The 26,602-nt window shown below is 37.8% G+C and carries 25 protein-coding genes and 1 tRNA gene; 13 read left to right on the forward strand and 13 right to left on the reverse strand.

The genetic code is table 11. From position 1 onward, the window contains the following. The first annotated feature begins 28 nt into the window (after positions 1-28). The 3 genes from ABD676_RS06120 (at position 29) to ABD676_RS06130 (ending at position 2,296) form a co-directional block, all read left to right on the forward strand. On the forward strand, positions 29-976 hold the full coding sequence (locus ABD676_RS06120; RefSeq protein WP_344673713.1) for a hypothetical protein: 948 nt from the start codon (positions 29-31) through the stop codon (positions 974-976). A gap of 155 nt (positions 977-1,131) precedes the next feature. Next, the gene (locus ABD676_RS06125; protein WP_344673714.1) at positions 1,132-1,635 is read left to right on the forward strand and encodes an RNA polymerase sigma factor; all 504 of its coding nucleotides are present in this window, start codon (positions 1,132-1,134) and stop codon (positions 1,633-1,635) included. Continuing rightward, positions 1,625-2,296, forward strand: coding sequence for a hypothetical protein (locus ABD676_RS06130; RefSeq protein ID WP_344673715.1), 672 nt, complete (start codon positions 1,625-1,627; stop codon positions 2,294-2,296). The genes ABD676_RS06125 and ABD676_RS06130 overlap by 11 nt, the downstream gene beginning before the upstream one ends. On the opposite strand, the gene ABD676_RS06135 is transcribed toward ABD676_RS06130, so the two are convergent. Next, positions 2,293-3,099, reverse strand: a complete 807-nt coding sequence (locus tag ABD676_RS06135; protein ID WP_344673716.1) for an SRPBCC family protein — start codon at positions 3,097-3,099, stop codon at positions 2,293-2,295. The two genes, ABD676_RS06130 and ABD676_RS06135, sit on opposite strands and share 4 nt — an antisense overlap. A gap of 251 nt (positions 3,100-3,350) precedes the next feature. Between ABD676_RS06135 and rplU the strand changes: the two genes are divergently transcribed. Further along, positions 3,351-3,662 (forward strand): 50S ribosomal protein L21, encoded by a 312-nt coding sequence (rplU, locus tag ABD676_RS06140; RefSeq protein WP_099367640.1) that lies wholly within the window; start codon positions 3,351-3,353, stop codon positions 3,660-3,662. A 43-nt stretch (positions 3,663-3,705) separates the two neighbouring features. Next, the gene (gene rpmA, locus ABD676_RS06145; RefSeq protein WP_344673717.1) at positions 3,706-3,969 is read left to right on the forward strand and encodes a 50S ribosomal protein L27; all 264 of its coding nucleotides are present in this window, start codon (positions 3,706-3,708) and stop codon (positions 3,967-3,969) included. Between the two features lie 264 nt (positions 3,970-4,233). Here the strand turns inward: rpmA and ABD676_RS06150 are convergent, their stop codons facing one another. From ABD676_RS06150 to ABD676_RS06185, 8 genes are all read right to left on the reverse strand, one after another. Further along, positions 4,234-4,707, reverse strand: coding sequence for a hypothetical protein (locus ABD676_RS06150; protein WP_344673718.1), 474 nt, complete (start codon positions 4,705-4,707; stop codon positions 4,234-4,236). 227 nt (positions 4,708-4,934) lie between these two features. Further along, the gene (locus ABD676_RS06155; protein WP_344673719.1) at positions 4,935-5,405 is read right to left on the reverse strand and encodes a hypothetical protein; all 471 of its coding nucleotides are present in this window, start codon (positions 5,403-5,405) and stop codon (positions 4,935-4,937) included. A gap of 9 nt (positions 5,406-5,414) precedes the next feature. After that, complete coding sequence (locus ABD676_RS06160) at positions 5,415-6,125, reverse strand: hypothetical protein (RefSeq protein ID WP_344673720.1); 711 nt, start codon at positions 6,123-6,125, stop codon at positions 5,415-5,417. A gap of 92 nt (positions 6,126-6,217) precedes the next feature. Continuing rightward, on the reverse strand, positions 6,218-7,051 hold the full coding sequence (locus ABD676_RS06165) for a helix-turn-helix domain-containing protein (RefSeq protein WP_344673721.1): 834 nt from the start codon (positions 7,049-7,051) through the stop codon (positions 6,218-6,220). A gap of 210 nt (positions 7,052-7,261) precedes the next feature. Continuing rightward, a tRNA-Ala gene (locus tag ABD676_RS06170) sits at positions 7,262-7,335 on the reverse strand. 32 nt (positions 7,336-7,367) lie between these two features. Continuing rightward, positions 7,368-9,275 carry a DUF3857 domain-containing protein gene (locus tag ABD676_RS06175; protein WP_344673722.1) on the reverse strand — a complete coding sequence of 636 codons (1,908 nt, stop codon included), beginning with the start codon at positions 9,273-9,275 and terminating at the stop codon, positions 7,368-7,370. Beyond that, positions 9,272-11,236: a transglutaminase family protein gene (locus tag ABD676_RS06180; RefSeq protein ID WP_344673723.1), complete on the reverse strand. Its 1,965-nt coding sequence runs from the start codon at positions 11,234-11,236 to the stop codon at positions 9,272-9,274. Before ABD676_RS06180 ends, ABD676_RS06175 begins: the two co-directional genes overlap by 4 nt. Before the next feature lie 125 nt (positions 11,237-11,361). Beyond that, positions 11,362-13,134: an ABC transporter ATP-binding protein gene (locus ABD676_RS06185; RefSeq protein WP_344673724.1), complete on the reverse strand. Its 1,773-nt coding sequence runs from the start codon at positions 13,132-13,134 to the stop codon at positions 11,362-11,364. A 149-nt stretch (positions 13,135-13,283) separates the two neighbouring features. Here ABD676_RS06185 and ABD676_RS06190 point away from each other — a divergent pair, with 149 nt between their 5' ends. Genes ABD676_RS06190 through yajC form a run of 4 tightly spaced genes read left to right on the forward strand, consistent with a single transcriptional unit; the run spans position 13,284 to position 16,144 of the window. Beyond that, the gene (locus ABD676_RS06190) at positions 13,284-14,354 is read left to right on the forward strand and encodes a Glu/Leu/Phe/Val family dehydrogenase (protein ID WP_344673725.1); all 1,071 of its coding nucleotides are present in this window, start codon (positions 13,284-13,286) and stop codon (positions 14,352-14,354) included. A gap of 47 nt (positions 14,355-14,401) precedes the next feature. Continuing rightward, entirely contained in the window at positions 14,402-15,352 is a 951-nt protein-coding gene (gene nusB, locus ABD676_RS06195) for a transcription antitermination factor NusB (RefSeq protein WP_344673726.1), read from the forward strand. A gap of 10 nt (positions 15,353-15,362) precedes the next feature. After that, the gene (locus ABD676_RS06200) at positions 15,363-15,803 is read left to right on the forward strand and encodes a DUF1573 domain-containing protein (protein ID WP_344673727.1); all 441 of its coding nucleotides are present in this window, start codon (positions 15,363-15,365) and stop codon (positions 15,801-15,803) included. Between the two features lie 26 nt (positions 15,804-15,829). After that, the gene (yajC, locus tag ABD676_RS06205) at positions 15,830-16,144 is read left to right on the forward strand and encodes a preprotein translocase subunit YajC (protein ID WP_344673728.1); all 315 of its coding nucleotides are present in this window, start codon (positions 15,830-15,832) and stop codon (positions 16,142-16,144) included. Between the two features lie 78 nt (positions 16,145-16,222). Here yajC and rlmF read toward each other — a convergent pair whose 3' ends face one another. Next, positions 16,223-17,107: a 23S rRNA (adenine(1618)-N(6))-methyltransferase RlmF gene (gene rlmF / locus ABD676_RS06210; protein WP_344673729.1), complete on the reverse strand. Its 885-nt coding sequence runs from the start codon at positions 17,105-17,107 to the stop codon at positions 16,223-16,225. A gap of 41 nt (positions 17,108-17,148) precedes the next feature. Here rlmF and ABD676_RS06215 point away from each other — a divergent pair, with 41 nt between their 5' ends. Then, positions 17,149-18,750: a Na+/H+ antiporter gene (locus ABD676_RS06215; protein ID WP_344673730.1), complete on the forward strand. Its 1,602-nt coding sequence runs from the start codon at positions 17,149-17,151 to the stop codon at positions 18,748-18,750. Positions 18,751-18,847: 97 nt separating this feature from the next. Here ABD676_RS06215 and ABD676_RS18195 read toward each other — a convergent pair whose 3' ends face one another. From ABD676_RS18195 to purL, 3 genes are all read right to left on the reverse strand, one after another. Further along, the gene (locus ABD676_RS18195; protein WP_425565272.1) at positions 18,848-19,096 is read right to left on the reverse strand and encodes a PLDc N-terminal domain-containing protein; all 249 of its coding nucleotides are present in this window, start codon (positions 19,094-19,096) and stop codon (positions 18,848-18,850) included. A 128-nt stretch (positions 19,097-19,224) separates the two neighbouring features. Next, entirely contained in the window at positions 19,225-20,091 is an 867-nt protein-coding gene (locus ABD676_RS06220) for an aminoglycoside 6-adenylyltransferase (protein WP_344673731.1), read from the reverse strand. A gap of 68 nt (positions 20,092-20,159) precedes the next feature. Beyond that, on the reverse strand, positions 20,160-23,834 hold the full coding sequence (gene purL / locus ABD676_RS06225) for a phosphoribosylformylglycinamidine synthase (RefSeq protein WP_344673732.1): 3,675 nt from the start codon (positions 23,832-23,834) through the stop codon (positions 20,160-20,162). 170 nt (positions 23,835-24,004) lie between these two features. On the opposite strand from purL, the gene ABD676_RS06230 reads away from it, so the two are divergent. The 3 genes from ABD676_RS06230 to ABD676_RS06240 are packed head-to-tail and all read left to right on the forward strand — an operon-like array spanning position 24,005 to position 26,522. After that, a complete protein-coding gene (locus ABD676_RS06230) occupies positions 24,005-24,952 on the forward strand; it encodes a YbbR-like domain-containing protein (RefSeq protein WP_344673733.1) in 948 nt (315 codons plus the stop codon). A gap of 1 nt (position 24,953) precedes the next feature. Further along, the gene (gene coaE, locus ABD676_RS06235; protein ID WP_344673734.1) at positions 24,954-25,541 is read left to right on the forward strand and encodes a dephospho-CoA kinase; all 588 of its coding nucleotides are present in this window, start codon (positions 24,954-24,956) and stop codon (positions 25,539-25,541) included. Positions 25,542-25,553: 12 nt separating this feature from the next. Further along, positions 25,554-26,522 (forward strand): MBL fold metallo-hydrolase, encoded by a 969-nt coding sequence (locus ABD676_RS06240; protein WP_344673735.1) that lies wholly within the window; start codon positions 25,554-25,556, stop codon positions 26,520-26,522. Positions 26,523-26,602 lie beyond the last annotated feature (80 nt).

The following is a 26,602-nucleotide window of genomic DNA, read 5'->3' on the forward strand; positions in this document are numbered from 1 at the left end:
TGTTTATTTCGTGTTATTTTCAATATTTATGCAGAGACTAGCAATCCTAAAGACCTCCTTATTTTTTACCGTTGTCGTTTTTTTATCCGGTATGATGACATCATGTGTTAAAGATGAATTTGATGCGGATCCTGATTTGGTAGACCCCGAAGTGAAAGAGCGCAAGTTGAATACAGGCTTTACAGATGATGTTATTGATATCAAGGCAGAGACATGGTCTATTCCTTATGTAAAAGGGGGTATAACTGGCGAGTTGTTGAAAGACAGCAATGGTGAGCCTTTTAAAGTAGAGGGAAATGATTCAATAGTTTTAGATCAAGGCTGGTTGTCGATGATGAAAACGGCAGATAACAAGTTGAAAATGACATTGAAGGAGAATTTCTCCGATAGCCCTAGGCATTTTATCATTGGTATAATTTCCGATAATAAGAAGGATGAATTTGCGATCATACAATCTCGTGGCGAAGCCTATGAGCTTGTGGATAAAAAAATTACTGAAGTTCCCGATAGTCGAAAAGTCTATAAAAGTAATGAGGGTTGTACAACCATTACCTTTGTAAATGATACAGATAAACCCAAGCAAGTGGTAACTTCAGAGGTTTTTAAAAATGTGAAGTATAGTTCAGAATTTAAAAGTCAGGATTATGGTGCCTTCGAATGGGTAAGAGGTCAAGATTCGTTGATTTTTATGGATGAGTTACTGCACGAAGGGTCTATTTACTGGACTAAACAGGTTCCTTACGTCAGTGGAACGACTTATGAGAACTACATTAAGCCAGATGGGTCAAAGGAAGAGCTAACGCTCAGACCTTTTGATACCAAAGTGGTTTCCGGAGAGATGACTTACATCGAAAGAACATGTAATTATACCTTTACGATTCGTAATAAAACCTCTGGTAATCGATTTGTGGTTTCTGGTACTTGGCAGCAGAAAGTTCCTATCATTTCACACACGCTCTTAAACGATCCCAAATAGGGGAGTTGTCAGTTATATAAAGATTTAAAGGAGAGATAAGTTATATATCTCTCTTTTTTTATGCTTCTTAATGATTGAATAGTAGAAAATGGAAAAATTTTGTAACATTCGCAAAACTGGTATACTAACCTTATAAAAAACACAAGCAATAGAATTTGGACTCCATCGAACAGGTATTTCTAGCGTCTATAGAAGAACACAAAGGTATCTTGTATAAACTTTCTAAGATTTATATGGATGATACATTGGATCAGGAGGACCTGTACCAAGAGATGGTGTTTCAGTTATGGCGTTCTTACGGAAGCTTTAAGGGTGATAGTAAGTTTTCTACCTGGATGTATCGGGTGGCTTTGAATACTGCCTTGGTTTATGTGAAAAAGGACCAACGGAAATTGAAAGCAGGATACTTGATGGAAAACCATGATGTGGCAGATGAATCAGACCATGAGCAAAAGGAAGAGCGTTTGACCTACTTCTATAAAGCAGTGAAGGAATTAAATGAAATTGAGAAGGCGGTTATTTTCTTGTTCTTGGAAGGCCTTTCTCATAGAGAGATCAGTGTGCAATTGGGTATTTCAGAAGGTAATGCTCGGGTAAAGCTGGCGAGGACAAAAGAGAAATTACAGGAAATCATTAAAAAGCAAGGTTATGAATTTTGACGATTTGAAAAAGGATTGGAAAGAAGAAAATACAGATAAGGTAGATCTAAGTATTAATCTTTCGCAGAAAAGGGAGGCTGCTACGGCTATTGATAAAATTCGGAAGCGTATGAAAAACGAGTACATAGTCAATGTACTTCTTACAGTTGTCGCAGTATTATTTGTTGGATATAAACTTGCGTATAACGATGTTAGGGTGTTTACCATACTGGTTGTTTTTATTTATATGGGTTCCTGGGCAATCTTGACAGCATTTTATTTAAAGAGATTTAAAGATTTTTATAATAAATCCTATCACTTGGAATACAGTTCCCTGGAGAATTTATTGTGGTTCTCCTATGAAATGCGACTGAACCTGGACGCTTATAAATTGTTGAGTTTTTCATCGGCTATTGTGGGCTTTGGCGCTGCGGTTATGTTTATTGGTCTCGAATTAAGCAATCAATATATGACAATGCTCAGTGAGGTAAACTTTAGTTCGATTGAAACCTACTGGCCATTATTAGCTATGGCAATATATTTCATTGTCATGGCATTCGTGGCTTTTTCACTAATTCGGATGGCGATTAGAGGATATGAGAAACCTTTTCAAAAGATTCAGCTATCCATTAAATACCTACAAGAGTTTGGGGATTTTGATAATGAAAGTGAGAAAGCTTAAGATTCTGCTCTTTTCTTTTCAACAGTAAGGATGTTTTGCTGAATATCCTTCATAATCCACTTGGCCCAAACACTAGCATAAAAATTAAAGGTGGTATTTAAAGTGAAATGGCTGTAGAGGTGTAAACGGTAATGATCTTTTCCCAGTTCCTCCAATTCATAAGTGCCGTTTAGGACATCAAAGAATTCACCTCCGACCACCACATGTTCATCTAAAGTCGTTGAAGGGATTTCATGTGGGTGAGCTTTGATATCAAAAGTCATCTTCTTTTGGTGTTCATAGGCTGTCACCGTTTCATGGAAGGCAAGTCCATTGGTGAAAATGGCTTTTCTGTATGCACCGACACCTTCGTAATTTAACACTGCTTCTACAGGTCTTGGGAAGCCTAATGCTTTATTTAACCATCCGGTATCATCAGCTTCATTAATTTTGCTTACGCGTGTTACAAGCCCCCAAATCTTCTCTGCGGGCGCATGGATATCGATGCTGTTGTAAGCTTTAAATGTTTCTTGTTTCCGAGCATATTGATTTTCTATTGGAGCCAATAAAAAAGGCAAAAGCATAGCAATACTTACATAAGTCTTTTTGTTCTTGTCTTTTCTGAATTGGGCTCCAATATAGCCACCAATGGAAGAGGCAAGTAAGAATAAAGGGGAGACCATCAACCAACATGCCCAACCTTCTAATTTTGTAATCATGGTGATCAAAAAGAAAATAAAGATGGAGATCCAAGGAACAAATATGATGTATGCTTTAGATTTAAGCGAATCCACATCGGAAAAATAAGTGCTGATATAGCCCATAATAAAAGGGCCTATAAAAAGAAAACTAAAGGACATGAGTCCAAAAACCTCGTGAAATTGATTAAGCTCGAATATCAATCTTAATAAGAGTCCATATAAAACTGGGAAAACAAAGATGCCTAGCCTTTTTAGGAGAATTGGATTTTTCATGTTCATTGGTTTGTTTATAAAAGTAAAAAAACAATTGGAGGAATTGAAAGAAAGTTTTATCTTTGCCGTTCATTAAATAATTAACAAATCATTAAATAACAATGTACGCAATAGTAAATATAGCAGGACAGCAATTTAAGGTTGCAAAAGACCAATATCTTTTTGTACACCGCTTACAAGGAGACGAAGGCGCTAGTATTGAATTTGACAATGTATTGTTAGCAGAAGACGGTGGTAAATTTACTGTAGGTACACCAAGTATCTCAGGTGCTAAAGTTTCAGCTACGATTTTGTCACATTTAAAAGGTGAAAAAGTAATCGTTTTCAAGAAGAAACGTCGTAAAGGTTACAAGAAGAAAAACGGTCACCGTCAACACTTCACTAAAATCCAGATCACTGGTATCAGTTTATAATCGAATTTTTTAATCGGACGCAAGTCATAAATTAAGATAAGAAATGGCACATAAAAAAGGTGCGGGTAGTTCCAAGAACGGTCGTGAGTCACATAGTAAGAGATTAGGTATCAAGATTTTCGGTGGTCAACAAGCAATCGCTGGTAACATCATCGTTCGTCAACGTGGTACTCAACACAACCCTGATGCTAACGTAGGTATTGGTAAAGACCATACTTTATACGCATTAATCGACGGAACAGTAGTTTTCCGCAAAAAAGCAAACAACAAATCTTACGTTTCAGTATTACCTGCTGAACAAAACTAAGAATTGAATGATACAAAGAAAGCCTCAGCATTGCTGGGGCTTTTTTTGTGTCTTATAAGGGATGTTAAAAAGTATTTGATAGTTAGACTTAGGGAAGGGAAAAAAGGGTTTGTATGGTTTTGATAATTATTAACACGCTATTGTGTCAGATTTTACTATTACCTCAAAATGGAACAAACAAATTTGATTTATGCGTCCATTATGAGGATATGAATAGGAGAAGAACCTTCAAGATTTGATAAGAAACATTTAAAAGAACGACCATCAAAGAACCTTTAGGATAAAGTTTCTCCAAAAATCTGTATTTGGAATTGTTAGAAAAAGAATAATCTCGGTTGTCCAACAGCAGAGAAAGAGAAAATAGGGGCTTTTAAGAATAGGTCTTCGGTGCTTAATCTTTTCAACGGATAGGATAGCTATAGGAATGACAAAGGGAAGTAAAATAGCAGCTAAAAGTCCGAGTCCCGGAATAATTTGATTAAATAAGCGTGACATCCCTGGGTTTAATACAACAAGCGTTGCGCCGATCAAAAAAGCAACATGCCAACGAACATTCTGCCTGTTTAACATGGCTATCAGATAGAACGTTGAAAAGGAAATCGCATCCAGTACACCTATAAATGAGGTAATAAATACATCACTTCTGGAGTTCATAATACCACTTTCGGCTTGTTGTTTTACGAGTATAAGAATGGTGGTCACCAATATCGGAGCAAGGATGTAGGATATTTTTCCCATCTGGCTGTGCAAATCATATTTCTTTAGCCTGATTAATATGGGTTGCACAATTAGCAAAATAAACCAACATACAAAAGCAGCGAAATGAATATGGATAACAAGAGGGAATTTTGCCTTATCGGGTAACAAGCTGATATAGGAATTGAAAAAACCTGCCAGCGACAAGAGAGCAACAAAAATGAAAAACACAATTAGCAGATTAAATCTTCTTTCCATATTAGTAGACTCTATTTTTCCACTATAGTTCCCTTATAACTACCCTTTACCTGGCCTTTATCTGTGGTAAACGCAAAATCAATATTATAGCTGTTTTCTTCTTTTACAATCTTTAAATTTTTATTTCTCACGGCATAAGCTGCATTTCCATTCGGGGTGATAATCACGCCACTAACTAATACAATGCCACCACTTTGGGAAAAGTTACCTTCAGGAACCTGATTGATGATACTGTTTCCTGATAGGAGAAAAATTATTTTATTATCGTTGTTCTGCCCTATAAAACGTAACGTTATTTGATTTGCCATAAACAGGTCTTCAAAAGTATACTCTGCCTTCATTATTTGAACACTTTGTTTATCGGAACCATCTTCATAGGTATAACTGTTTTGCTCTTCAATAGGATCTTCCACTTTTTCATCTTTTCCACATGCCGATAGGCAAAGTACGGCAAGGAAGAGGGTATAAATTCTAGCTTTCATACTATTGTTTTATTTTTTAATAAATACACCATGATAATATTGTGTGGGGTTGGAAACCCTGTCGATATAAGTTACCCTCAATTTGCCATCTACCAATATCATAAATTCCATATCGGCGGTCGTACTGTTGACTTTTTTTACATAAGCCGCGATATTTCCCAGAGATTTATAGACTTCGCCACGTAATGCAGGCTCATTTACTTTTAATCCTGCAGTAAGGGAAAAATTGTTTAGGGCAGAATAGCTGTAGAAAAAATTTTCATGCAATACCGTGTTATTAGACTTATAGTAGGTTCCGGTAAATGTATTACCTTTCAGCAGGTTGATTTCAGGTTTTTTGATCAGTTGTAATTCTGTGACTTCCCCGAATAATTTCCATTGCTTTATTACTGGTTTGCCTTTTTCAACAACGAATAATACATAATCGTTTAACCCCATACTGATCTTGACCGAATTATCCTCCATAACTTTTGTTGTCAAAGTATACAAGCCTTCCAGGCTACCTAATTCTGCTATGTTCCCAGTCTTAAAATCAAAAATAAAATCGGAAACAGTAGAATTTGGTACTTCCGGTGAAGCAACTCTTACATACAAACAGTATTGATCCAATTGCCCGATATCAAATGCAGGTGCCTCTGCAGCATCATTCTTTTTACATGCATATAGCAAGCACGAAATAATGAGAGAAATAAGGATAAATTTAAAATATCTTGTTTTCATAAATCTTGTTTTAATGACAGAAACACTTTTGCCAATTCTAAAACAAAATTAACCAGACTCGCTATATCAAAGTTTGTAAAAATCGGAGATTCTTATCTAGCAAGATAATCTATCTCGCACCAGTTATTAATATCCGCAGATAAAGCCGTGCCGAAATACGCTGATGGGGAGGTTCCAACAAAACGCGTAAAATCTTTATTAAGATGGGAGAGGTCGTGATAGCCGCACTGATAACCGATTTGAGAAAGTGAGCCGAAATGTTGAGTGTACAGTTTTACAAAACGGTTGAAACGGATAATATCTGCGTATTGCTTTGGGGAAAAGCCCACAAACTGCAAAAAAAGGTCGTGCAGATTTCGGCGACAGGTAAAAACATTTTCACTCAAAGAATTAATCGAGATGTTTCCATGACTTTTTTGAAGAATTTCAATTGCACCTGTAATCCTACCGAATTTATCGGGAATCTCCACAACTAGTTTTTTAACCAGATATTCTTGGATTATTTGCCATTTTGAAGCAAGTGAAGTGGCATAGCCAATTTTTTCATTCAAATTTTTATTTGTCTGATCCATATCCGTAAGATCGAACCTACCATTAGTAAAAATATTGGCATCATCATGAAATAAAATACGGCTAATTCCCGGGTGTAACATAACCAGAATAACCTCTAGTTCATTTACAACATCAAATCCGGCAGGAAGGTTTCCTACTCCAAAGGCATACACGGAATTGTTATTAAAATCAAGGATATCCCCTCCAAGATTTATCTTAAGATCTTGCTTCTTTCTAATCACAAAAAACAAAGTGGTAAAAATGCGGGGTACCATCTGGAACTGAAAAGCACTATTACTGTTATGGTTAAAATAAACAGCATTTGCGACATACTTGCTTAATGCAGGTGATATGGGAAGCAGTTGTTCAGTCATAGCTTAAATAGCTGTTTTGCTTTCAGTCAAATAAAGATAAATAAAAGCAAATTAAATTAACTGTTTCAAAATATAAAATTAAGATGAGTCGTTGAAAGAATCCATAAAATTCATACCCTATTCTTAGTGTTAGAAGGTACTAAAAGCTACTACTAAAGGGTGCTCAAATAAAAAGGCATTTATGGGTGTCATAAATGCCTGTTAATTAAGTGGAGAATACCGGATTCGAACCGGTGGCCTCTTGCCTGCCAGGCAAGCGCTCTAGCCAGCTGAGCTAATCCCCCATTAGGGTTGCCAAATATAGTGAAATGTTTTATTATTTATCTTTAATTGGTAAATTATAAAAAGTGCCGTCAAATTGATGGGCTTCCGCCATTAAATTGCTGAAAGATTCATAGCTTTCTGCTGAATATTCTCCCTCTTTTATCTGAATCTTTCGATAACATTTCAGGACCTTATTTTCTATTTTGGTAAGAAACTCATAGGTCCCCATATCTGTTTTGATCTCCTTTTTAGTAGGTAGTATCAGTGGAGTCACCTCGTCGGGTAATTCAACACTGATTTCTTCAATATCCGTATATCCGCGGTTAATAATAACCTTCTCTTGTCGATTTCGAATGTTAGGAATGGTAGTTGCAATATTAAAGATATTGGGTTTAATAGATAAGTGACTTTTACTAACAGTAGCATAATTGTCAATGCTGAATTTGATATTTTCCGTTAATGTCGGGTTCTTTTCAGTTTGAATAGCATAATTGAAGTCCGTGAATTCAATTCTGTTGATATTATACCACCTCTTGAGGTTTTCTAATTGCTTATCACGAATGAGGTCATAGTTAGCAAAGTGGTTGTCAAATTGAGTGCCCTTAAAGGTTGTTTCAATATCACCAGTTATTTTACCCTTGACGTCCAATTTAAAATTCATGATGCGGTGTTGTAGATTGTCAAGATAGGAATAGCTGGTCGTACGCATAACCTTTCCACCATCTTCTGTACAAGCTAGTACCAAACGGTCATCCGTAAAATCACCTAAGTAACCAAAAGGCATTTCCTGACTTGTACATTCAAGCCAAGTGGTGTCATTTTCGAATGGTAAGCATAAGATGATATGATTACCATCCAATATATTTGCGAAATCATTTATTACATCCTTTTTCTTGTCACCTGCTTCGACAATAGCATAATAGGAGGGTATTTCTACTACATCCAATAAAGCTTGCATATAGTTTACCAGAGCTTTACAATCGCCATATCCTAAACGATCTACATTTTCAGCTGGGAAGGGTTCAAATCCACCAATACCGACCTGAATACTGATGTATCGGGTTTTGTTTTGCATGTATTCATAAAGCGCCTTGGCCTTCTCTTTGTCAGTTTTAAGATCCTTAACTAATTCCTTGACTTTGCTAACCGTAGCTGGTGGTAAATTTTTCTTGTCTTTAAGTAAGGTTTGATTCATCCATAAGCCAAAGGTTTTCCAATCATCAAATTCTCCTTTATTTTTAAAGTATTGGAAAGTTTGTGGAACTACTAAAACTTGCATTCCGGTAATATCTCGATCAGGACTATATGGCTCCTCACGAATGGCATGGATGTTTTCAGCCTTCCATTGATAAGATTTGTATTTATCCTTGGATCCAATAACTGGTTCAGCGTTTAAGTTTTTGCTGTAGATTCTAAGTTTTTCCTCTGGATCAGTTAAGATAGTATAAACACTTTTCTCTACAGATACATTTTTATAGATGTCAGGTCGCCATGGTTCGATAACTAAATTCTGATTGGACCTTAACTCGTAGGTATAAGCGATGGTATAAGGGTAAGTAGTCACATTAGATTCAAAAACTTTAACCCGATAATCATCAAATAGAGAATATCCTGATACTGCACTATAATCATCGAAATCCTTTAGAGAGAATTTCTTTATTGTCTTTCCAAACTCATCTAATATTTCGCCTTTTACCTCTTTAACCTGTACAGATTTATTGTAATAAAAAAAGATATTTCCATGTAATTCCCCGCCATTATTATGGATGGTGACTACCTTTTTTCCTGTAGTCGTAACATCAGTTGGGGATTTAATGAGGATGGTCTTGTCATCTTCTCGAAAGGTTGCTGTTGCTCTGCCTAAAAGCGCTTTCGGGATATCCTGTACAGCATATTGTCCATATACCACGGATAGTGAAAGACAAAAGAATAAGGAAAAATAGAAATGCTTTAACCTCATATTTTTTTGAAATGAAAAGTTGAAGCTTGCTGCTCGATAATACGGGAGAAGAATTCTTTCAAATGGAAATACTCCTCAGGCGTATAAATCGGGTTATTTAAGTTTAAGGTTTGTTGAAGCATAAGTGTATTGTCTTCAAATGCTGATCTAAAGGTATATCTTGCGGCATTTTCTGGTAAAGCCATAGCCGAGTTCTTTGGTGAGTTACTCACTTGATAGCCAGCAGGAAACTTAATATTAATCTGGTAGTTGTCTACTAAGGAAGCTCCAAAATCAACATGGTAATTCCTCTCCTCTAATAAGAATGGATTTTTAGTCATCCGATCATAAATAAGCGGGTTGAAAACAAATTGATTCCCTTGCATGTTTCTTGAGGCATCCATTTCAAAGTCGATCAATTCAACCAGATCATTATTGTATTCCTCTAGATTCTCAAATTTTATCTTCACAATCTTCATGGAAGCACTATTCTCAGCTCGACGTTCTTCGTATTCCTCAATTGAAGGGAATGAATTAATCTCTCTACGCTTATCAAATGCACGCATTCCACTGCGTTGAATACGAATAGTTCCTTTTAGTTTACCTTCAGGGCTTAACTCAGCTAAGATGTTATAATTCGCTTTAGAAGGGATATCATTTGCTAATTGCACCCAATCCGATTTGCCTTTTTCATAAATAACACGACCACGGTCATTGATGGAACGAATGGATAATTGTCCAAAAGGAAGGTTTTTTTCGGTGGCATCTAATAAATAATCCTTGCCATCCAGCTTAACAAGACAGAGTACACCATTGAAGTCTGCGAGAACAGGGTAAATATAGCTTGGTATTCCTCTATCACGAGTAGCGAACAATACAGGGTAAGCCTCTATTTCAGCGGCTCTCATCGCGGCAATTAAGCTCAGGTTTACATCGGCGATGTTGCCTCTCTTGGTCGTCATGGATTTCTTAACGCCATTTTCAGCATACAATCCTCCAACATTATTCCACTGTATGTTTTTTTGAATATAATCATAGATAGCCATCGCTTTATCCATGTTGCTTGATTTGCCATTGATAATGCCTGGAACAATTTCTTTAAATGCAGATTTGTTTTTAAGTTGTCCTCCAAAGTTATTTTCATTCATTAATTCGGTGTCGATATCTTTCCAAGTTCTGGTGAAATTGGTTCTCGCACCAATATTATTGATGTAACTCTTCAGTTCAAATGTTATAGTAGAAATATAATTAACACGTGCTAACATGTAAGACTCTTCTTTGAATGCAGGGATATCCTTCATGATATATTGCATTTTTGAACAATCATTTCGTACTCCACCCAACAAGAAATATTTGGATAATAAGGTTGACTTTGTATCTGTTAATTGTAAGTGTCCTCTCAACGAAACATTGTATTCAAATGTTGCTGGAATTATCGCCACATATTCACTGTAAAGCTTGGGGATATCTGTTTGGAAATCCCACTTCTTATAGGTATTAATTCCTGGTGAATAGGTCTTGTAACTAATTTCTAATATGGAGTTATCTTTAATATTAGGTAGGGTGAATTTTACCTTTTGAAGGTACTCATGAGATTTCTCGTTAAATATGGCAGATTTCTGCATTTCTGTTTCTTCGATCTTGCCGTTGACTAAGTTGAAAGTGCTGGCTTCGATGTCCCGGGTAAACTCAAATTTACTTCCATATTTGTACAACGGTAATTCCACATTAGCGTACTGTGCACCATCCTTGTTAAAGATTTTATAGCGTACTTTTCGATGATGAACAACCATCAACGCTCTGTCAGATTCTATGTACTCTAATTCTGTACGACCAAGTTCATATAGTACAATTGCATTCGCAGAAGTGTCTATCTTTTGGTGATCTGTTGTAAAGTCCGATAGACTCAGTTTTGGAAACTCTTGGGCATGAACTAAATGTACTGCTAGAAATAAGCAAAGTACTGCAAAAAGTCTTTTCATAATGGTCGTTAATAATAGGTCAAATGTAAATAAATTACCTGAAATAACATGGTGGTTTATTTAAAATTAATATAATGCAGAGTGTTATATTAATTTTAGGAAGCATCCTTAAAACAAAGAAAATATTATGCTTCTAAAAGCTGTTTTTCGTACAAGGATGCATATTCACCTTCCAACTGTAAGAGTTCACTATGCGTGCCTTGCTCGACGATCTTGCCATCATCCATCACCAAGATATGATCCGCATTCTTGATGGTAGAAATACGATGGGCGATAATAATGGAAGTTTTACCATCCATTATACGATTTAGATTATGCAGAATTTCCTCTTCTGTCTTGGTGTCGACAGCAGAAAGACAATCATCAAAGATCAAGATCTGAGGGTCTTTCACCAAGGCTCTAGCGATGGATACCCGTTGTTTTTGACCTCCAGAAAGTGTAATCCCACGTTCTCCGATATGGGTTTCAAAGCCCTCATCAAAATCAACGATATTTTGGTAAACAGCAGCATCCTTAGCGGCTTGTTCTACAGCAGGCACATCTACAGCATCCAAACCAAAAGCTATATTTCTTGCAATGGTATCTGAAAACAGAAATACCTGTTGTGGTACAAACCCTATTTGTTCCCTAAGTGCTTGTAATTTTAAATCCTGTATGGCATGTTGATCATAATGTATACTTCCCTGATTGACATCATACATCCTTAATAATAAATTGGCAAGTGTCGATTTTCCAGATCCTGTTTTACCAATAATCGCCATCGTTTTGCCAACAGGAATTCGGAAGCTAACTTGGTCAATAGCTTTAATACCTGTATCTGGATAAGTGAATGAAATGTTCTCAACACGGATTTCACCATCTAGTTTAGGACTAAATTTTCCATCTGGTATTTCTGATTTGGTATGTAGGAATTCATTAATTCTTTTTTGAGAAGCTGCAGCACGTTGAACCAACGAAGTAACCCAAGCTAAGGACATGGCAGGGAAGGTCAATTGATTGACATAGATAATAAACTCTGCGATATTACCTGCAGATATATTTCCTTTGTTCACTTCCAATCCACCTACATATACTGTTACAATGGTACTGAACCCAACCAAGAAGATAATTAAAGGAAAGAAGATGGCCTGAACTTTTACTAAGTTTAGATTGATGTCCTTATATCGATCACTCTCCGTCTTAAAACCGTTCATCTTATCCTGTTCTCGAGTATAGGTCTTGATTACACGAATACCAGAAAACGTTTCTTGAACAAAAGAAGAAAGTTGGGAGAGCTGTCTTTGAATTCTTTCACTACGTCTATTGATGACCTTATTGACAAAGAGGATGATCACGGAAATAATAGGAATGGGTATCAATGCATAGGTCGCCAAGGTGGCATTGACACTATACATGGCATAAATGATCATCAAGGAAAGAACAACAGTGTTGATGGCATACATGATGGCCGGACCTAAGTAGTTCCTAACCTGATTGACATCTTCGGTTGCCCGATTCATTAAGTCACCTGTATTGTTTCTACGGTAGAAGGCAAAGTCTAATTGTTGGTAATGCTGGTAGATTTCATTCTTCATATCATACTCGATATGCCTTGAAGTCAAAATTAATGTTTGACGCATCATGAAGAGAAATATACCACGAAGAATGGCTAAAACAAGTACGACTGCACCAAAGAAAAGTAAACTATTGCCAAATATCTTGTAGATAAGGTCCTGTCTGTCGAATCCATCATACAAACGGTACAGGTCAATATTCTCTTTAACCAAATCAAACGCTTCGCGTATTACCTGGGCAGGTAGGATACCGAAATAGTTAGATATGATGACGAAAATGACGCCTGGGACAATCTTCCAGCGATATTTATAGAAAAACTTATTGAGGTAAGATAGTTCCTTCATTAAAGCAAAAGTAAGGTATAATTTTAAATATTAGCGGTGCAATATCCTTGTATCTGTCATGTATAAATCCTTTTACGATTATTTTAAGCCTTTTAGCCTTAGAAATAAATAATTTGTTAATTTTGTAGCTGTAAATTTTTGTTTAATCTATGCAGAAGGAATCTACCTCTCTATTTGATTTGATGCGTGTATCGGACCATCAGAATATCTTTATTTGTAATGATAAAGAAGTTGGCTTGAAAGCAATTGTCGCAATTCACGATACGACTTTAGGACCTGCCATTGGCGGTGTTCGCATGTTGCCTTATGCTACCGAAGCAGAGGCTATTGAAGATGCTTTACGTTTATCGAAAGCCATTACTTACAAGGCTTCACTAGCTGGATTGAACCTAGGAGGTGGTTCTGCAATCATCATTGGAAATAACCGTACCGAAAAATCAGAGGTGCTTATGCGTCGTTTCGGTCGTTTTATCAATGGTCTAAACGGAAATTTCATTGCATCTATTGATGTAGGTACTACCCAAAAAGATTTAGAGTACATTCATGCTGAAACAAACTATGTAGCGGGTCTTCCAACATCCTTAAATGGTGCTGGAGATACTACTGTATTTGCCGCTAAAGGTGTTTATTACGGCATTAAAGCTGCGATCAAGGAGCTTTATGGTGATGATAACCTTGCTGGTAGAAAGATCGCTGTACAGGGAGTAGGAAGCGTAGGGGAGCATTTAGTATCCTTACTACGTGCTGAAAACGCACGTGTATATGTTTCTGACATGACTGAAGAGCGTAAGATGAAAATTGCAGCAAAATACAAAGCAGAGCCAATTACTTACTCTACAAGTTTCGAATTGGATGCTGATGTATATGCTCCATGTGCATTGGGTGGAACTGTAAATCCAGATACGGTACCTCGTATGCGTTGTAAAATTATCGCAGGATCTGCAAACAATCAATTATTAGAGGAAGATCGTACGTTAGAGTTATTGAAAGAAAACAATATCCTTTACACACCAGACTTCTTAATCAATGCTGGTGCTTTAATTAGCTGTTTCTCGGAATTGGAGGGATACGGTGCTGACCGTACGGATCATTTAATCCGTTACATTTACACCATGACTCGTCACGTGATTCAAAAAGCCAAAGAAGAAAACATTTCTACGCATCAGGCTGCTAAAGAGTTAGCAGACAAGCGTATCAATGATATGAAAAAATTAAAATAAGATAGTATAATATCGTTCTTTATCACCAATCGTTCTTTTAAAACATTATGCTAAACAGAAGACACCTACGGGTTAAGGTCATGCAGACATTGTATGCCTACAGTTTGTCAGAAGACAAAAACATCGTCAATTTCGAAAAGGGATTATTGAGAAATGTCGAAGAAGTTGATGAGATGTACATTTGGACACTTAATCTATTGGATGAGGTGGCTGAATATGTCTTGATCGACGTAGAGGGAATTGCCAACAAATGGATTCCAACCGACAAGGATAAAACCTATTCTTCAACCAAACTGAACAACAATACCTTTGTTGATTCCCTACGTCAAAATAGAGAATACCTAGAAAAGGTAAAGCGTTATAAAGTGGACTGGAGTTATGATCCTGAAATTGTTCGTTCGATTTATAGTCAATTGAAAGACTCTGAAGCTTATTTGGCTTATCTGCAAGAAGAAGATCGTTCCATTGCTGTGGAAAAGGATATCATCAAGCATATCTTCAAGAAAATCATCTTGAAATCCCCAGATATTGAGCAGGCTTTCGATGAACGTTTTATCAACTGGCAAGTTGATAAAGAAGTTTTACAGGCTATGATTGCCAAGACTTTCAAAAACTTTAGCAGTGAAGTTCCTGCCAAGAATAAACTAGCAGATCTAACACCTAGTTGGGTGGAAGATAAAGACTTCATCCTTGACCTATTGAAATTGACCACCAAATATGGTAATGAATACCAAGAGATGATTGCCAGTAAAACTAAGAATTGGGAGTCAGACCGTATTGCCTTAGTGGATAACCTGTTGATGCGTATGGCCATCACCGAGTTGATTAACTTCTCGACAATTCCTGTGAAAGTGACCATCAACGAATACATTGAATTATCAAAATCCTTTAGTACCTTGAAAAGTAGTACATTTATCAATGGTATCTTGGATAAAATCTTAGCTGATCTTACTGCCCAGAAGAGAATCAAAAAAGAGGGTAGAGGATTGATCGCCTAATATTCAGAATATGAAAAAAACATTATTGAGCCTAGTAGTAGCATCAGCTTTATTTACTGCCTGTAATAATGCAGGAAGTAAAACCACTGATTCTACAGAACAATCCACAGAAGCAGGTGCTCCTGATTTACAGAATGCCGGAGTAATGGATTTTAAGGAAAAAGAATTTGATTTTGGAACAATCAAAGAAGGTGCATTGGTAAAACATACTTTCTCTTTTACTAATACCGGTAAGAGTCCAATCATTCTAGCTCAAGTTTCAGCAAGCTGCGGTTGTACAACGCCTACATATACCTCTGAACCAGTATTACCAGGTAAAACTGGAGAAATCAATGTAGAGTTCAACAGTGACAATCAAGTTGGTCAACAACAGAAGATTATTACCATCGCATCGAATGCAAACCCAAATATTTTGACTGTGCAGTTGAAAGGTACAGTTGATCCAAAATAGTATATTATCAATAAACATAAATAAACATGATCTCTACAATTTTATTGCAAGCAACAGGTAGTGGCATGATGCAGTTTTTACCGATGATCTTAATCATCGTGGTATTTTACTTCTTCATGATCAGACCGCAGATGAAGAAACAAAAAGAACACAAAAAATACATTGAAGAAATTGGTGTTAACTCTCGCGTTGTTACTACAGCAGGTATTCACGGAAGAATCGTTGAAGTAAGCGAAAAAACTTTTTTAGTTGATGTAGGTTCTGGTGTTAAGATTCGTTTCGACAAATCTGCTATCTCCTTAGAAGCTTCAAGAGCATTGAATCAAGAGAAAACAGCTTAAGCTGCTTTTCCTCTGAACATAAAACAGCCATGTGATGATCACATGGCTGTTTTTTTATACTAGTTGCTAAACCTTATGTTAGCTCAATCGCCAAGATAAAATCCTACTGATCTTTTTACCCTGGTGCATCATGGTTACTTGGATATCCTGAATTTTATGGTATTCTAAAATAGCCTTTAGAGGACGGATTGTTTCCTTGTTTGACACCAAACTACTGCAAACACCAATTTGATCCTTTAGATCCATGCTTTCATAGATCATTTGCGTAATAAACTTCTGTTCACCACCTGGAAACCACAACTCATTTGGTAAACCTTTAAAGTTGCTGGCAAGGCTATCCTCTGTTTCTTGGTGAAGTTTACTGTTCTTTTTGACTACCACGTTATGGTAATCCTCTTTTGATTTATAAAAGGGTGGATTACACATGATCGCATCAAAATATTCTCCAGGATGAATTACCCCTTTTAGGATATGTTCTGGGTTCTTTTGTTCCCTTATTTCAATCGTTTGACGGAATTCGGGGTTTTTGTGCAAGATATTCTTGGCTTGCTGAATAGATGGCTTGTGGGTTTCAGTCGCCACAAAATGCCAATCATATTCTTTTGCCCCCAATAATGGATAAATAATGGAAGAACCCGTACCAACGTCCATTACGCGTATAGGTTTTCCAGGTCTTCCCTTAAATAGCTCGGCTAAATAGTGGATATAATTTAATCGTCCTGGAATTGAAGGACAAAGACTATTCTCTAGGATTTCCCAACCTTTGATGTCATAACCAGAAGCCAAAAGGGCTTTATTTAAAAGAAATACAGCCTCAGGATCTCTAAAGTCTAAGCTCAAACGCTCATCAGGTAGTTTTTGAAGGTATTTCTTTAATTCCGTTACGCGCTTAGCCAAAGCCATAAAATCGTAATCTTGATTAAACTTATTGCGCGGATGTAGATTTTTCGTGTTTTTTTCCATTATTTTTACAATCTCACAAAGATATCTATTAATACCGAAAAATGATTGAATCGAATATATTATTGGTCATGCTGCTCTTTTTTTTCATGGCCATGCTGTTTGTTCTCAGCCAACGAATTAAGATTTCTTACCCTATTTTGTTAGTAATTGGCGGATTATTAATCTCCCTTATTCCCGGATTACCTGAGTTCAGTATTAACCCAGATATCGTATTCCTTGTTTTTCTTCCCCCTTTACTCTTTGAGGCTGCTTGGTATACATCTTGGAATAGCTTCTGGAAAAACAGAAGATCCATCATGATTATGGGCTTTGGATTGGTCTTTTTAACCTCCTTAGTAGTTGCCTATATTTCTGTCAGTCTTATACCCGGTTTCACCTTAGCCTTGGGGTTCCTCCTTGGAGGTATTATTTCTCCTCCGGATGCCGTAGCGGCCACTTCAGTCCTAAAAGGAGTCAATATCCCTAGACGTGGAATAACCTTATTAGAAGGGGAGTCCTTAGTCAATGATGCTGCTTCCTTGACCGTATTCCGTATGGCACTAGCCGTGATTATGACCGGTACTTTTACCATGGGTGAAGCGGTAGTAGGTTTCTTTACCCTCGCCATTATGGGAGTCTTTGTCGGCTTAATTATCGGCCATATTCTTTATATATTTCTGAAGCATGTGGCTAAAGCATCCAGTATTACGACTCCTATAACGATCATTGCCCCTTATATCATGTATACCGTAGCCGAGCATTTTGAATGGTCTGGTGTATTGGCAGTTGTGTCTGGTGGACTATTTCTGTCCTTCCGATCAAAGGATTATATGGATTACCATACGCGTATTCAGACAAGGGAGGTTTGGGAGACCATCGGCTTCTTGTTAAATGGCTTTGTCTTTATCTTAATTGGATTGGAACTTCCGATTATCATCAAAGGAATTGAGAGTGTATCGATGGAGTGGGCGATAGAAATTGCTTTAATGATAACAGGGGCTATCATTCTTGTCCGAATCCTATTTATGTTTTTGGCAACCTACCTGCCTAGGATGTTATTTCCTCCTATCCGTAGGAAGGAAGCAAGGCCAAGTTGGAAACTGTCTTTGATATTAGGCTGGGCGGGCATGCGTGGGGTTGTTTCCTTAGCTTCTGCCTTAGCCATTCCGCTTTACCTTAGCAAGGGCCATGCTTTCCCGCATAGAAATTTAATCCTTTTTATCACATTTATCGTGATACTGATCACTTTGGTTTTGCAAGGTCTTACTTTGCCTTGGTTAATTAAGGGGATTAAATTGGATGGGAAATCAGAAGAACTTCCGGATGATGCTCAAATTGAAGCCATCCGATATAAACTGGTGAAGGATGAAATCCACCTGCTCAAAACCAAATATGCCAAGGAGTTAGAAGAAAGTAATACCGTGAAAGCCATCAACCTTCAGTTGAAACGTGCTTTGGAATCTTCTGCAACCACCTTATCCAGTGAGGCTAAGATTAAAATCGCGAATGAGAAAGATCTTTATAAGCGCGTCATGCAAGACCTTATTGATGTCAGAAGAAAATCCGTATATGATATGATGAATGAGAAAATCTACGATGAAAAAGTCCTTCGTTCTTTGGAACATAACTTAGACTTGGAAGAGTCTAGGTTAAACAAAAGATAAGAGTTTCTCAAGTAATATCACGCAGACCATATTCCAAAAGAAAAAGCTCCTTTTTTGTCATTACAACAGAAAGGAGCTTTAACATTTTAGACTATTATTAATTCTGAACTATTGTTTTATGCAACCTATTGTTATAAATCAAGTAGCCAATACAGCCAACTATTGGGAATATTATCATGACCAAAACCCATAATGGCGTGCTAAATCCTTGAATTTTATGGTTTTTGGCTATATGGATAATACATCCTATCAGAATAATTAAATGGATGATGCATAACAGTTGCCAAAAAAAGAGATTAAAAGAAATGGATGAAGACAGCGCTTGAATTGTTCCAAATGATTTCATAATCTTAATTAAAGTGATTTCCCTTAAAATTAAGCGTTAGTTTTGAGTTTCCGAAATTTCTGAAAATATTTTTCAGAATTTAAAAATAAAATTAAGCCAAACTTTTATAAATTGCCTCGCTTCTTATTTTACGAGTATTCTTGTTTCGCCTGATTAAGATAGGTTCTTAATCTTTCAAACTTGGAACTTTCATAAGTAAAATCCAAATCCGTAGCCACAGTCGCCGCATATCCATGAAACAATTCCAACATCTTCCTGGCTGCTTTGTAGTTCTCCTCCATACTATCTGCAGCAAAAGTTTGTAACACATCAGTCCATTCCTGTTGACTAAGGTACTTAGGGAATAAACGACCATATTTATTGGTTGTAATCTCCCAATTGTGTTTAGATGCAATGAACCACTCCAACATGGGGATAAAGTATTCCACGCGAATTATATGCTCCATCATAAATTTCAGGTAGAAAATATCACCTCTTGCCAGGCATTTGGGTAAATAGCTCATATCCCAATAAAAATCATGCACGAGTTTATTGAACTGATCCTGAAAAGGTCTTTTGATGATACTGATGCCGTAGGTAGGAGGAGAAATGTCACTTGTTAAGTTATCCTTGTCCAATAGGATTTCATAACCTATATCCCAATCCTCTGGAAGAACTTCCGCTTGAGCCTCCTGTTGAAATTGCGAGATGGAGTAAAGCTTAAAATCAACCTTTACGCCATCCATGTATTGAACCATGATCATGCTGTGCTTGCCATCAAATGCTTCAGGACCTTCTTCATAATGGATCATGGGCGCACCAAACAAACCAATCCAGGAACTATCAGAAGAATAGCTACCTAGATTTTCAAAAACCAATTCAATATCCAGATCTGAGTAATCATCTACGGGGGCTAATGGATTCACTAGAGAACTGGTCAATAAAGCCGCTCGTATATCCTCATTGGAGGCTATCCAATCTTTGATTTGCTGTAGTTTTTGATCTCGCTTACTCATACACATGAATTAAAAAAGTCCCAATGTTTAAACATCGGGACTTCTCTAACGATAACGTTATTTCCAACTTATTTGTTTTTATTTTCTATCCATTTACGTGCATTAACAAAAGCCTCTAACCAAGGAGAAACCTCATCTTGACGATCTTTTGGATAATTTGCCCAGTTCCATTGGAAGGTTGAACGCTCAATATGTGGCATGGTCACCAAGTGACGTCCTGTACTGTCACACATCATCGCGGTATTGTAATCCGATCCATTTGGATTATGTGGATATTGATCGTAAGCATATTTCGCTACAATCTGATATTTGTCCTCTGCATAAGGCAAGTTGAATTTTCCTTCACCATGTGAAATCCATACCCCTAAGGTAGAACCTGCCAAAGTTGATAACATTACTGAATTGTTCTCCTGAACTTTCACGGATACGAAATTAGACTCGTGTTTCTGCGAATCATTGTGCAACATCTTGCCATGAATCTCATGATTCGGGTTGATCAATTCCAATTCCATGAATAACTGACAGCCATTACAAATACCTACGGAAAGCGTATCAGGACGAGAGAAGAACTTCTCTAAGGCACTTTTTGCTTTCTCATTGTATAAGAATGCGCCTGCCCAACCTTTAGCCGATCCTAACACATCCGAGTTGGAGAAACCACCTACTGCACCGATGAATTGAATATCTTCCAATGTCTCACGACCAGTAATTAAATCGGTCATGTGTACATCTTTTACATCAAATCCTGCTAGATACATGGCATTTGCCATTTCTCTTTCCGAGTTAGATCCCTTTTCACGGATGATCGCTGCTTTAGGACGTGCCTTTCCAGCTTCCACAACAGGTTTCTTTCCATCGAAATGTTTCGGGAATTCGTATTGTAATGGTTGATTTTTATAGTTTGCAAAACGAGCATCGGCAGTGCCGTTTTTCGATTGCTTTTGATCCAATAAGTAAGAAGTCTTGAACCAAGTGTCGCGAGTCTCCACAACCGGGAAGCTATAAGAATCCCCTTGATTTTTGATTTGAATGTCTTGACCGCTCTTAGCAACTCCAATTTTTACGGCATCTACACCTGCGGCTTTCATGGCATCCTCAAATACTTGGTCATTCTTCGCTTGAAGTACGACAGCAATATTCTCATTGAATAAAGCTTTAACGCTGTCTGCTTCCGATAGACCTGTTAAATCGTAATATGCTGCTAAATCTACATCAGCAAAACACATTTCCAATAGCGTTGTAACCAATCCACCAGAACCAACATCGTGTCCAGCAGCAATCTGATTCGCCTGAATTAAATCCTGAATCGTGTTAAATGCTGTTTTAAAGTAGTTGGCATCTTGAATAGTTGGAACCTCCGTACCAATCTTATTCAATACCTGTGCAAAGGTAGAACCGCCTAATTTGAAAGCATCTTTAGAAAGGTTAATATAATAAATGGATCCAGCGTCTTTTTGTAGAACCGGTTCAACCACTTTATTAATATCATTACAGTTTCCTGCTGCGGAAATAATAACCGTTCCTGGAGCAATGACATGATCCCCACTAGGATATTTCTGCTTCATGGAAAGTGAATCCTTTCCTGTAGGAATGTTTATTCCCAATTCAATAGCAAAATCCGAACAACCTTTTACAGCCTCATAAAGACGTGCATCTTCACCTTCGTTATTACAAGCCCACATCCAGTTAGCTGATAGAGATACTCCAGCTAGTTTATTATGAATTGGTGCAAATACCAAGTTAGATAAAGCCTCGCCAATTGCATTTCTTGATCCAGCGGCTGGATCTACTAAAGCCGTTAATGGAGAGTGTCCAACGGTGGTAGCAATACCTTCTTTTGATTTATAATCCAATGCCATGACACCCACATTGTTCAGGGGTAATTGCAATGGACCAACACATTGTTGTTTAGCAACACGACCACCCACACAACGGTCAACCTTATTGGTTAACCAATCTTTTGATGCTACAGCTTCCAATTGCAATACTTGATTCAAGTAGTTTGGAACTTCCTTCGCATCATACGATAATGCAGCGTAAGGTCTGTTCACCAATTTATCAGACATAATGGTCTTTGGAGAAGATCCGAAGAAATCTTCCAAAGCATAATCCATTGGTTTTTCACCAGTTTTTTCCGATTCAAACGTGAATCTATGATCGCTCGTCACATCACCAACGGTGTACATCGGCGCACGCTCGCGATCAGAAACAGTTTGTAATTTGGCAATATCTTCTTCTGAAATAACCAATCCCATACGCTCTTGGGATTCGTTTCCAATAATTTCTTTTGCGGAAAGGGTAGGGTCGCCTACTGGAAGTTTATCCAAGTCGATTAGCCCACCAGTGCTTTCTACTAATTCTGATAGACAGTTTAAGTGTCCACCGGCACCGTGGTCATGGATCGATACAATAGGGTTGTTATCTGACTCTACAAATGCGCGGATAGCATTGGCAGCACGTTTCTGCATTTCTGGGTTAGAACGTTGGATCGCATTTAATTCAATACCTGAACCAAATGCACCGGTGTCTGCAGATGATACAGCAGCCCCACCCATACCAATACGGTAATTCTCACCACCAAGGATAACAATTTTATCTCCTGCTTGTGGTTCATGCTTTTTAGCTTGGTCTAATTTTCCGTAACCAATACCACCAGCTTGCATAATCACCTTGTCATAACCTAATTTACGCCCAGCCTCTTCGTGTTCAAAGGTCAATACTGATCCGGTGATCAATGGTTGACCAAATTTGTTACCGAAGTCAGAAGCACCATTAGAAGCCTTGATCAAAATATCCATTGGTGTTTGGTACAACCAAGGACGTTCTGCCATGCCTTTTTCCCAAGGGCGGTCTGCCATAAGTCTGGAGTAAGCGGTCATGTAGATCGCTGTTCCTGCCAAAGGCAATGAACCTTGACCACCAGCTAGACGGTCGCGGATTTCTCCACCTGAACCTGTTGCAGCTCCTGAAAAAGGCTCTACAGTAGTCGGGAAGTTATGGGTCTCTGCTTTTAAGGAAATAACCGAGTCAAAATCCTTCTCTTCGTAAAAATCAGGTTTGTCAGCGGATTTTGGAGCAAACTGTGTCACCCTAGGGCCTTTCACGAATGCTACGTTATCTTTATAGGCAGAAACAATATCGTTCGGATTTGTTTCCGATGTTTTCTTGATTAATTTGAACAATGAGGTCGGTTTCTCATCACCATCAATCACAAATGTTCCATTGAAAATCTTGTGACGACAGTGTTCCGAATTTGCTTGTGAAAAGGCGAATACTTCAGAGTCGGTCAATTTGCGTCCAATCTTCGTAGCGAGATTATTTAGGTATTCCACTTCTTCGGAGCTTAATGCAAGCCCTTCTGATTGGTTATATGCTTCGATATCCTCCACCTCTTTGATAGGCTCCGGGCTGATATTGATGCTAAACATGTCCTGCGTCAAGGCAGAGAATTTCTGCGAGATCATCGGGTCAAAATCGTTGTATTCCGCATCTACTTTTTGGTATTCCTCGATACGGATAATTCCATCGATTGCCATGTTCTGGGTAATCTCTACCGCATTGGTACTCCAAGGAGTAACCATGGCAGCTCTTGGCCCAACGAAATAGTCGTTTAAAGCCTGATCATCCAGTTTTTTAGCATTCCCAAACAGCCAGTTTAATTTGGAGATATCTTCGGTTGATAAATCTTTAGGGGTTTGAACAGCATAAAATGTGTTCGATTGGTTCACAAAGAAATGAATCATTATTAAAGTGAATTTTGAATGTCCTTCAATTAAAGCACAAAGTTACGGAATATTTTAACAAATCATTCCCAACTAAGCGCATCTTTTGACCTTATCATTATAAAATTCTATCCATTTTTCCCTGACTCCTCAAAATGGGATATTTAGTTTCAAAATACTACATTTGTAACATGGCTTTAAGGCGAATTAATAAGGTGCAACGGCGTAAGCTTTCCATATTCTTACGATGTGTCATCATTTCATTCTTAGCATGGACGCTGTTTGCCATTTCCAGCGACTATAACTTCAGTAAAAAGGCAAGCATCACCTATGTAAACCTCCCTGAAAATAAAGCATTCCACCCCCTGCAGGCCGATACGGTTTCCGTAAAGATCAAAATGTCAGGTTGGAAAATGCTCATGGAACGCCTATATCCCGATACAGCCAAAATTCAGGTCGATCTAAGCGGATTGAAATCCAGAAATTTTATTGTCTTTGGAAGCCAAATCGGATTTATCAACCGTCAGTTCCCAAAAGATAAACAAGTCGTAGCTGTATCTCCAGATACGCTGTACTTTGATTTCTCGAAACAAACGCAACGAAAGGTGCCTGTTAAAGCCATTCATAACCTAAGTTTTAAAAAACAATATGGTATCATAGGCGCTACGCGTACCATTCCGGAATATGTCACCATCACCGGACCATTGGATGATGTGGCAAGTATTGAATTCCTGGAAACCGATACGATCAAAGGTAAGGATGTGAATACCGATGTAAGAACGGTGGCTTATTTGAATAGACAGAATAAAACAAATATCACGATTTACCCCACCTTTGCCGAGGTCATCATCCCGGTAGGGGAATTGACTGAAAAGGTAATCGAGCTTCCTGTGAAAGTCGAAAATAGTAAAGGATATACCTCTGTGCGCATATTGCCGTCGAAAGTTAAAGCAACTGTTCAGCTTTCCGTTAAGGATTACAATAAATGGTCATCTCGTGATTTTGAGGCTGTAGTGGACTTAGAAGCTTGGAAAGATCATGGCGTAACGAGTCTGCCAATCATTATGACCAAGGTGCCTGATTTTTGTCAGATCATCAGTCTTGAGCCGCAAAATGTAGATTTTTTTGTAAGAAAGTAATATGGGACTAAAAATTGGAATCACCGGTGGTATTGGTGTAGGCAAAAGCGTCGTTACGCGAATATTTAAAGTTTTGGGAATTCCAACCTACGATGCGGATAAAGAAGCAAAAGACATCATGGTGAAAAGTGATGCCGTTCGCCAAGCATTAATCAGCACATTTGGCGAAGAAACCTATTATCCTGATCTTACTTTAAATAGAGCCTGGTTAGCTAAAAAGGTATTCTCGGATGCGAAAGAATTGGCGAAATTAAACGCTATTGTGCATCCTGCGGTTATCAAAGATGCCGAAGACTGGGCTGAAGCACAAACATCCCTATATTCCGTAAAAGAAGCTGCTTTATTATTTGAAAGCGGATCCTATAAATCACTGGACTATACCATTTTGGTTACATCTCCTGAAGCTTTACGTATAGCACGTGTAATGAAGCGAGATCATGTTACCGAAGAAGAAGTTCGAGGACGAATGGCCAAACAAATGCCCGAGTCCGAAAAAGAAAAATTAGCTGATTTTATCGTCTATAATGACGATGAGCATAGCCTAATAGAACAAGTGATGAAATTGCATGAGCAATTCATCAAAGCATAGGAAAAACAGTACATGACAATCATTGAAGATTTTTTAATTCGTCGGGACAAAGGCTTTTATTGTGCCTATGGCGATTTTTATATTGACCCCTTATATCCGGTAGAGCATGCCGTAGTTTCGCATGCACATGCTGACCATGCCTCTCCAGGGCATAGAAATATCTATTGCACACAGCCAACTGCTGATATTATGCAGCTGCGCTACAGCAAACAGCCTATACAGAGTTTTAATATTATTGGTTTTGATCAATATTTTGAAATCAATGGGGTAGGGATTTATTTCTTTCCGGCTGGTCATATTTTGGGAAGTGCACAAATCCTCATGGTATTCAAAGGCGTTCGTTATTTGTATACCGGTGATTATAAATTGCAAGAGGATCCAACCTGCGAAGCCATTGTCTTTAAGGAAGCTGATGTATTGATTACCGAGACAACCTTTGCCAATCCGGACATTATCCATCCCGATCCCGTTTCAGAAATATTGAAATTGGCAGTACCCCACAATATTCTTTTGGGTTGCTATTCCTTAGGAAAAGCCCAACGATTGACCGCTATGCTGAATGAACACTGCCCTGAAAAGGAAATTCTGGTGCATCATTCTATCATGCCCATTCACCGTATTTACGATCGATATATTGATTTTCCATTGCGCTACGAGTTGTATAATAGAAAGTCCATGAAAGAGGCTGGTCAAAATAAAATCTATATGGTGCCGCCTTTGACCTTCTTTAGCTATAGAAGAGCAAAGAATGTTCTAAAGGCATTTGCTTCAGGTTGGGAACGCCTTCAAGCCCAAAATGACATCAGTCTTTATTTATCCGATCATGTGGATTGGAAAGATATTCTATATTTTATCGAGCAGGTAAAACCTAAGGCCATCTGGACAGTACATGGAGATGGAAGGACCTTGCATCAGCATTATCATGGGGATATTGAAATTCGGGATATCGATAGTCAAACAATTTCTCCTGGCTTTTGTTAATATTTCGATATTAAACAATTTGGAGAAAAGATATGAATAAGTTTTTTAGAGCATTAATCGCCGGATGGGGAGCTAAGAAA

The sequence above is a fragment of the Sphingobacterium kyonggiense genome, assembly GCF_039536825.1.
GTDB classification, from domain to species: Bacteria; Bacteroidota; Bacteroidia; order Sphingobacteriales; family Sphingobacteriaceae; genus Sphingobacterium; species Sphingobacterium kyonggiense.

Bases quoted from the DNA above. Each gene is read 5' to 3' on its own strand.
- ABD676_RS06120 (WP_344673713.1), top strand. From the start codon at position 29: ATGCAGAGACTAGCAATCCTAAAGACCTCCTTATTTTTTACCGTTGTC.
- ABD676_RS06130 (WP_344673715.1), top strand. From the start codon at position 1,625: ATGAATTTTGACGATTTGAAAAAGGATTGGAAAGAAGAAAATACAGAT.
- ABD676_RS06135 (WP_344673716.1), bottom strand. From the start codon at position 3,099: ATGGGCTATATCAGCACTTATTTTTCCGATGTGGATTCGCTTAAATCT.
- rplU (WP_099367640.1), top strand. From the start codon at position 3,351: ATGTACGCAATAGTAAATATAGCAGGACAGCAATTTAAGGTTGCAAAA.
- rpmA (WP_344673717.1), top strand. From the start codon at position 3,706: ATGGCACATAAAAAAGGTGCGGGTAGTTCCAAGAACGGTCGTGAGTCA.
- ABD676_RS06150 (WP_344673718.1), bottom strand. From the start codon at position 4,707: ATGGGAAAAATATCCTACATCCTTGCTCCGATATTGGTGACCACCATT.
- ABD676_RS06155 (WP_344673719.1), bottom strand. From the start codon at position 5,405: ATGAAAGCTAGAATTTATACCCTCTTCCTTGCCGTACTTTGCCTATCG.
- ABD676_RS06160 (WP_344673720.1), bottom strand. From the start codon at position 6,125: ATGAAAACAAGATATTTTAAATTTATCCTTATTTCTCTCATTATTTCG.
- ABD676_RS06165 (WP_344673721.1), bottom strand. From the start codon at position 7,051: ATGACTGAACAACTGCTTCCCATATCACCTGCATTAAGCAAGTATGTC.
- ABD676_RS06175 (WP_344673722.1), bottom strand. From the start codon at position 9,275: ATGAGGTTAAAGCATTTCTATTTTTCCTTATTCTTTTGTCTTTCACTA.
- ABD676_RS06180 (WP_344673723.1), bottom strand. From the start codon at position 11,236: ATGAAAAGACTTTTTGCAGTACTTTGCTTATTTCTAGCAGTACATTTA.
- ABD676_RS06185 (WP_344673724.1), bottom strand. From the start codon at position 13,134: ATGAAGGAACTATCTTACCTCAATAAGTTTTTCTATAAATATCGCTGG.
- ABD676_RS06190 (WP_344673725.1), top strand. From the start codon at position 13,284: ATGCAGAAGGAATCTACCTCTCTATTTGATTTGATGCGTGTATCGGAC.
- nusB (WP_344673726.1), top strand. From the start codon at position 14,402: ATGCTAAACAGAAGACACCTACGGGTTAAGGTCATGCAGACATTGTAT.
- ABD676_RS06200 (WP_344673727.1), top strand. From the start codon at position 15,363: ATGAAAAAAACATTATTGAGCCTAGTAGTAGCATCAGCTTTATTTACT.
- yajC (WP_344673728.1), top strand. From the start codon at position 15,830: ATGATCTCTACAATTTTATTGCAAGCAACAGGTAGTGGCATGATGCAG.
- rlmF (WP_344673729.1), bottom strand. From the start codon at position 17,107: ATGGAAAAAAACACGAAAAATCTACATCCGCGCAATAAGTTTAATCAA.
- ABD676_RS06215 (WP_344673730.1), top strand. From the start codon at position 17,149: ATGATTGAATCGAATATATTATTGGTCATGCTGCTCTTTTTTTTCATG.
- ABD676_RS18195 (WP_425565272.1), bottom strand. From the start codon at position 19,096: ATGAAATCATTTGGAACAATTCAAGCGCTGTCTTCATCCATTTCTTTT.
- ABD676_RS06220 (WP_344673731.1), bottom strand. From the start codon at position 20,091: ATGAGTAAGCGAGATCAAAAACTACAGCAAATCAAAGATTGGATAGCC.
- purL (WP_344673732.1), bottom strand. From the start codon at position 23,834: ATGATTCATTTCTTTGTGAACCAATCGAACACATTTTATGCTGTTCAA.
- ABD676_RS06230 (WP_344673733.1), top strand. From the start codon at position 24,005: ATGGCTTTAAGGCGAATTAATAAGGTGCAACGGCGTAAGCTTTCCATA.
- coaE (WP_344673734.1), top strand. From the start codon at position 24,954: ATGGGACTAAAAATTGGAATCACCGGTGGTATTGGTGTAGGCAAAAGC.
- ABD676_RS06240 (WP_344673735.1), top strand. From the start codon at position 25,554: ATGACAATCATTGAAGATTTTTTAATTCGTCGGGACAAAGGCTTTTAT.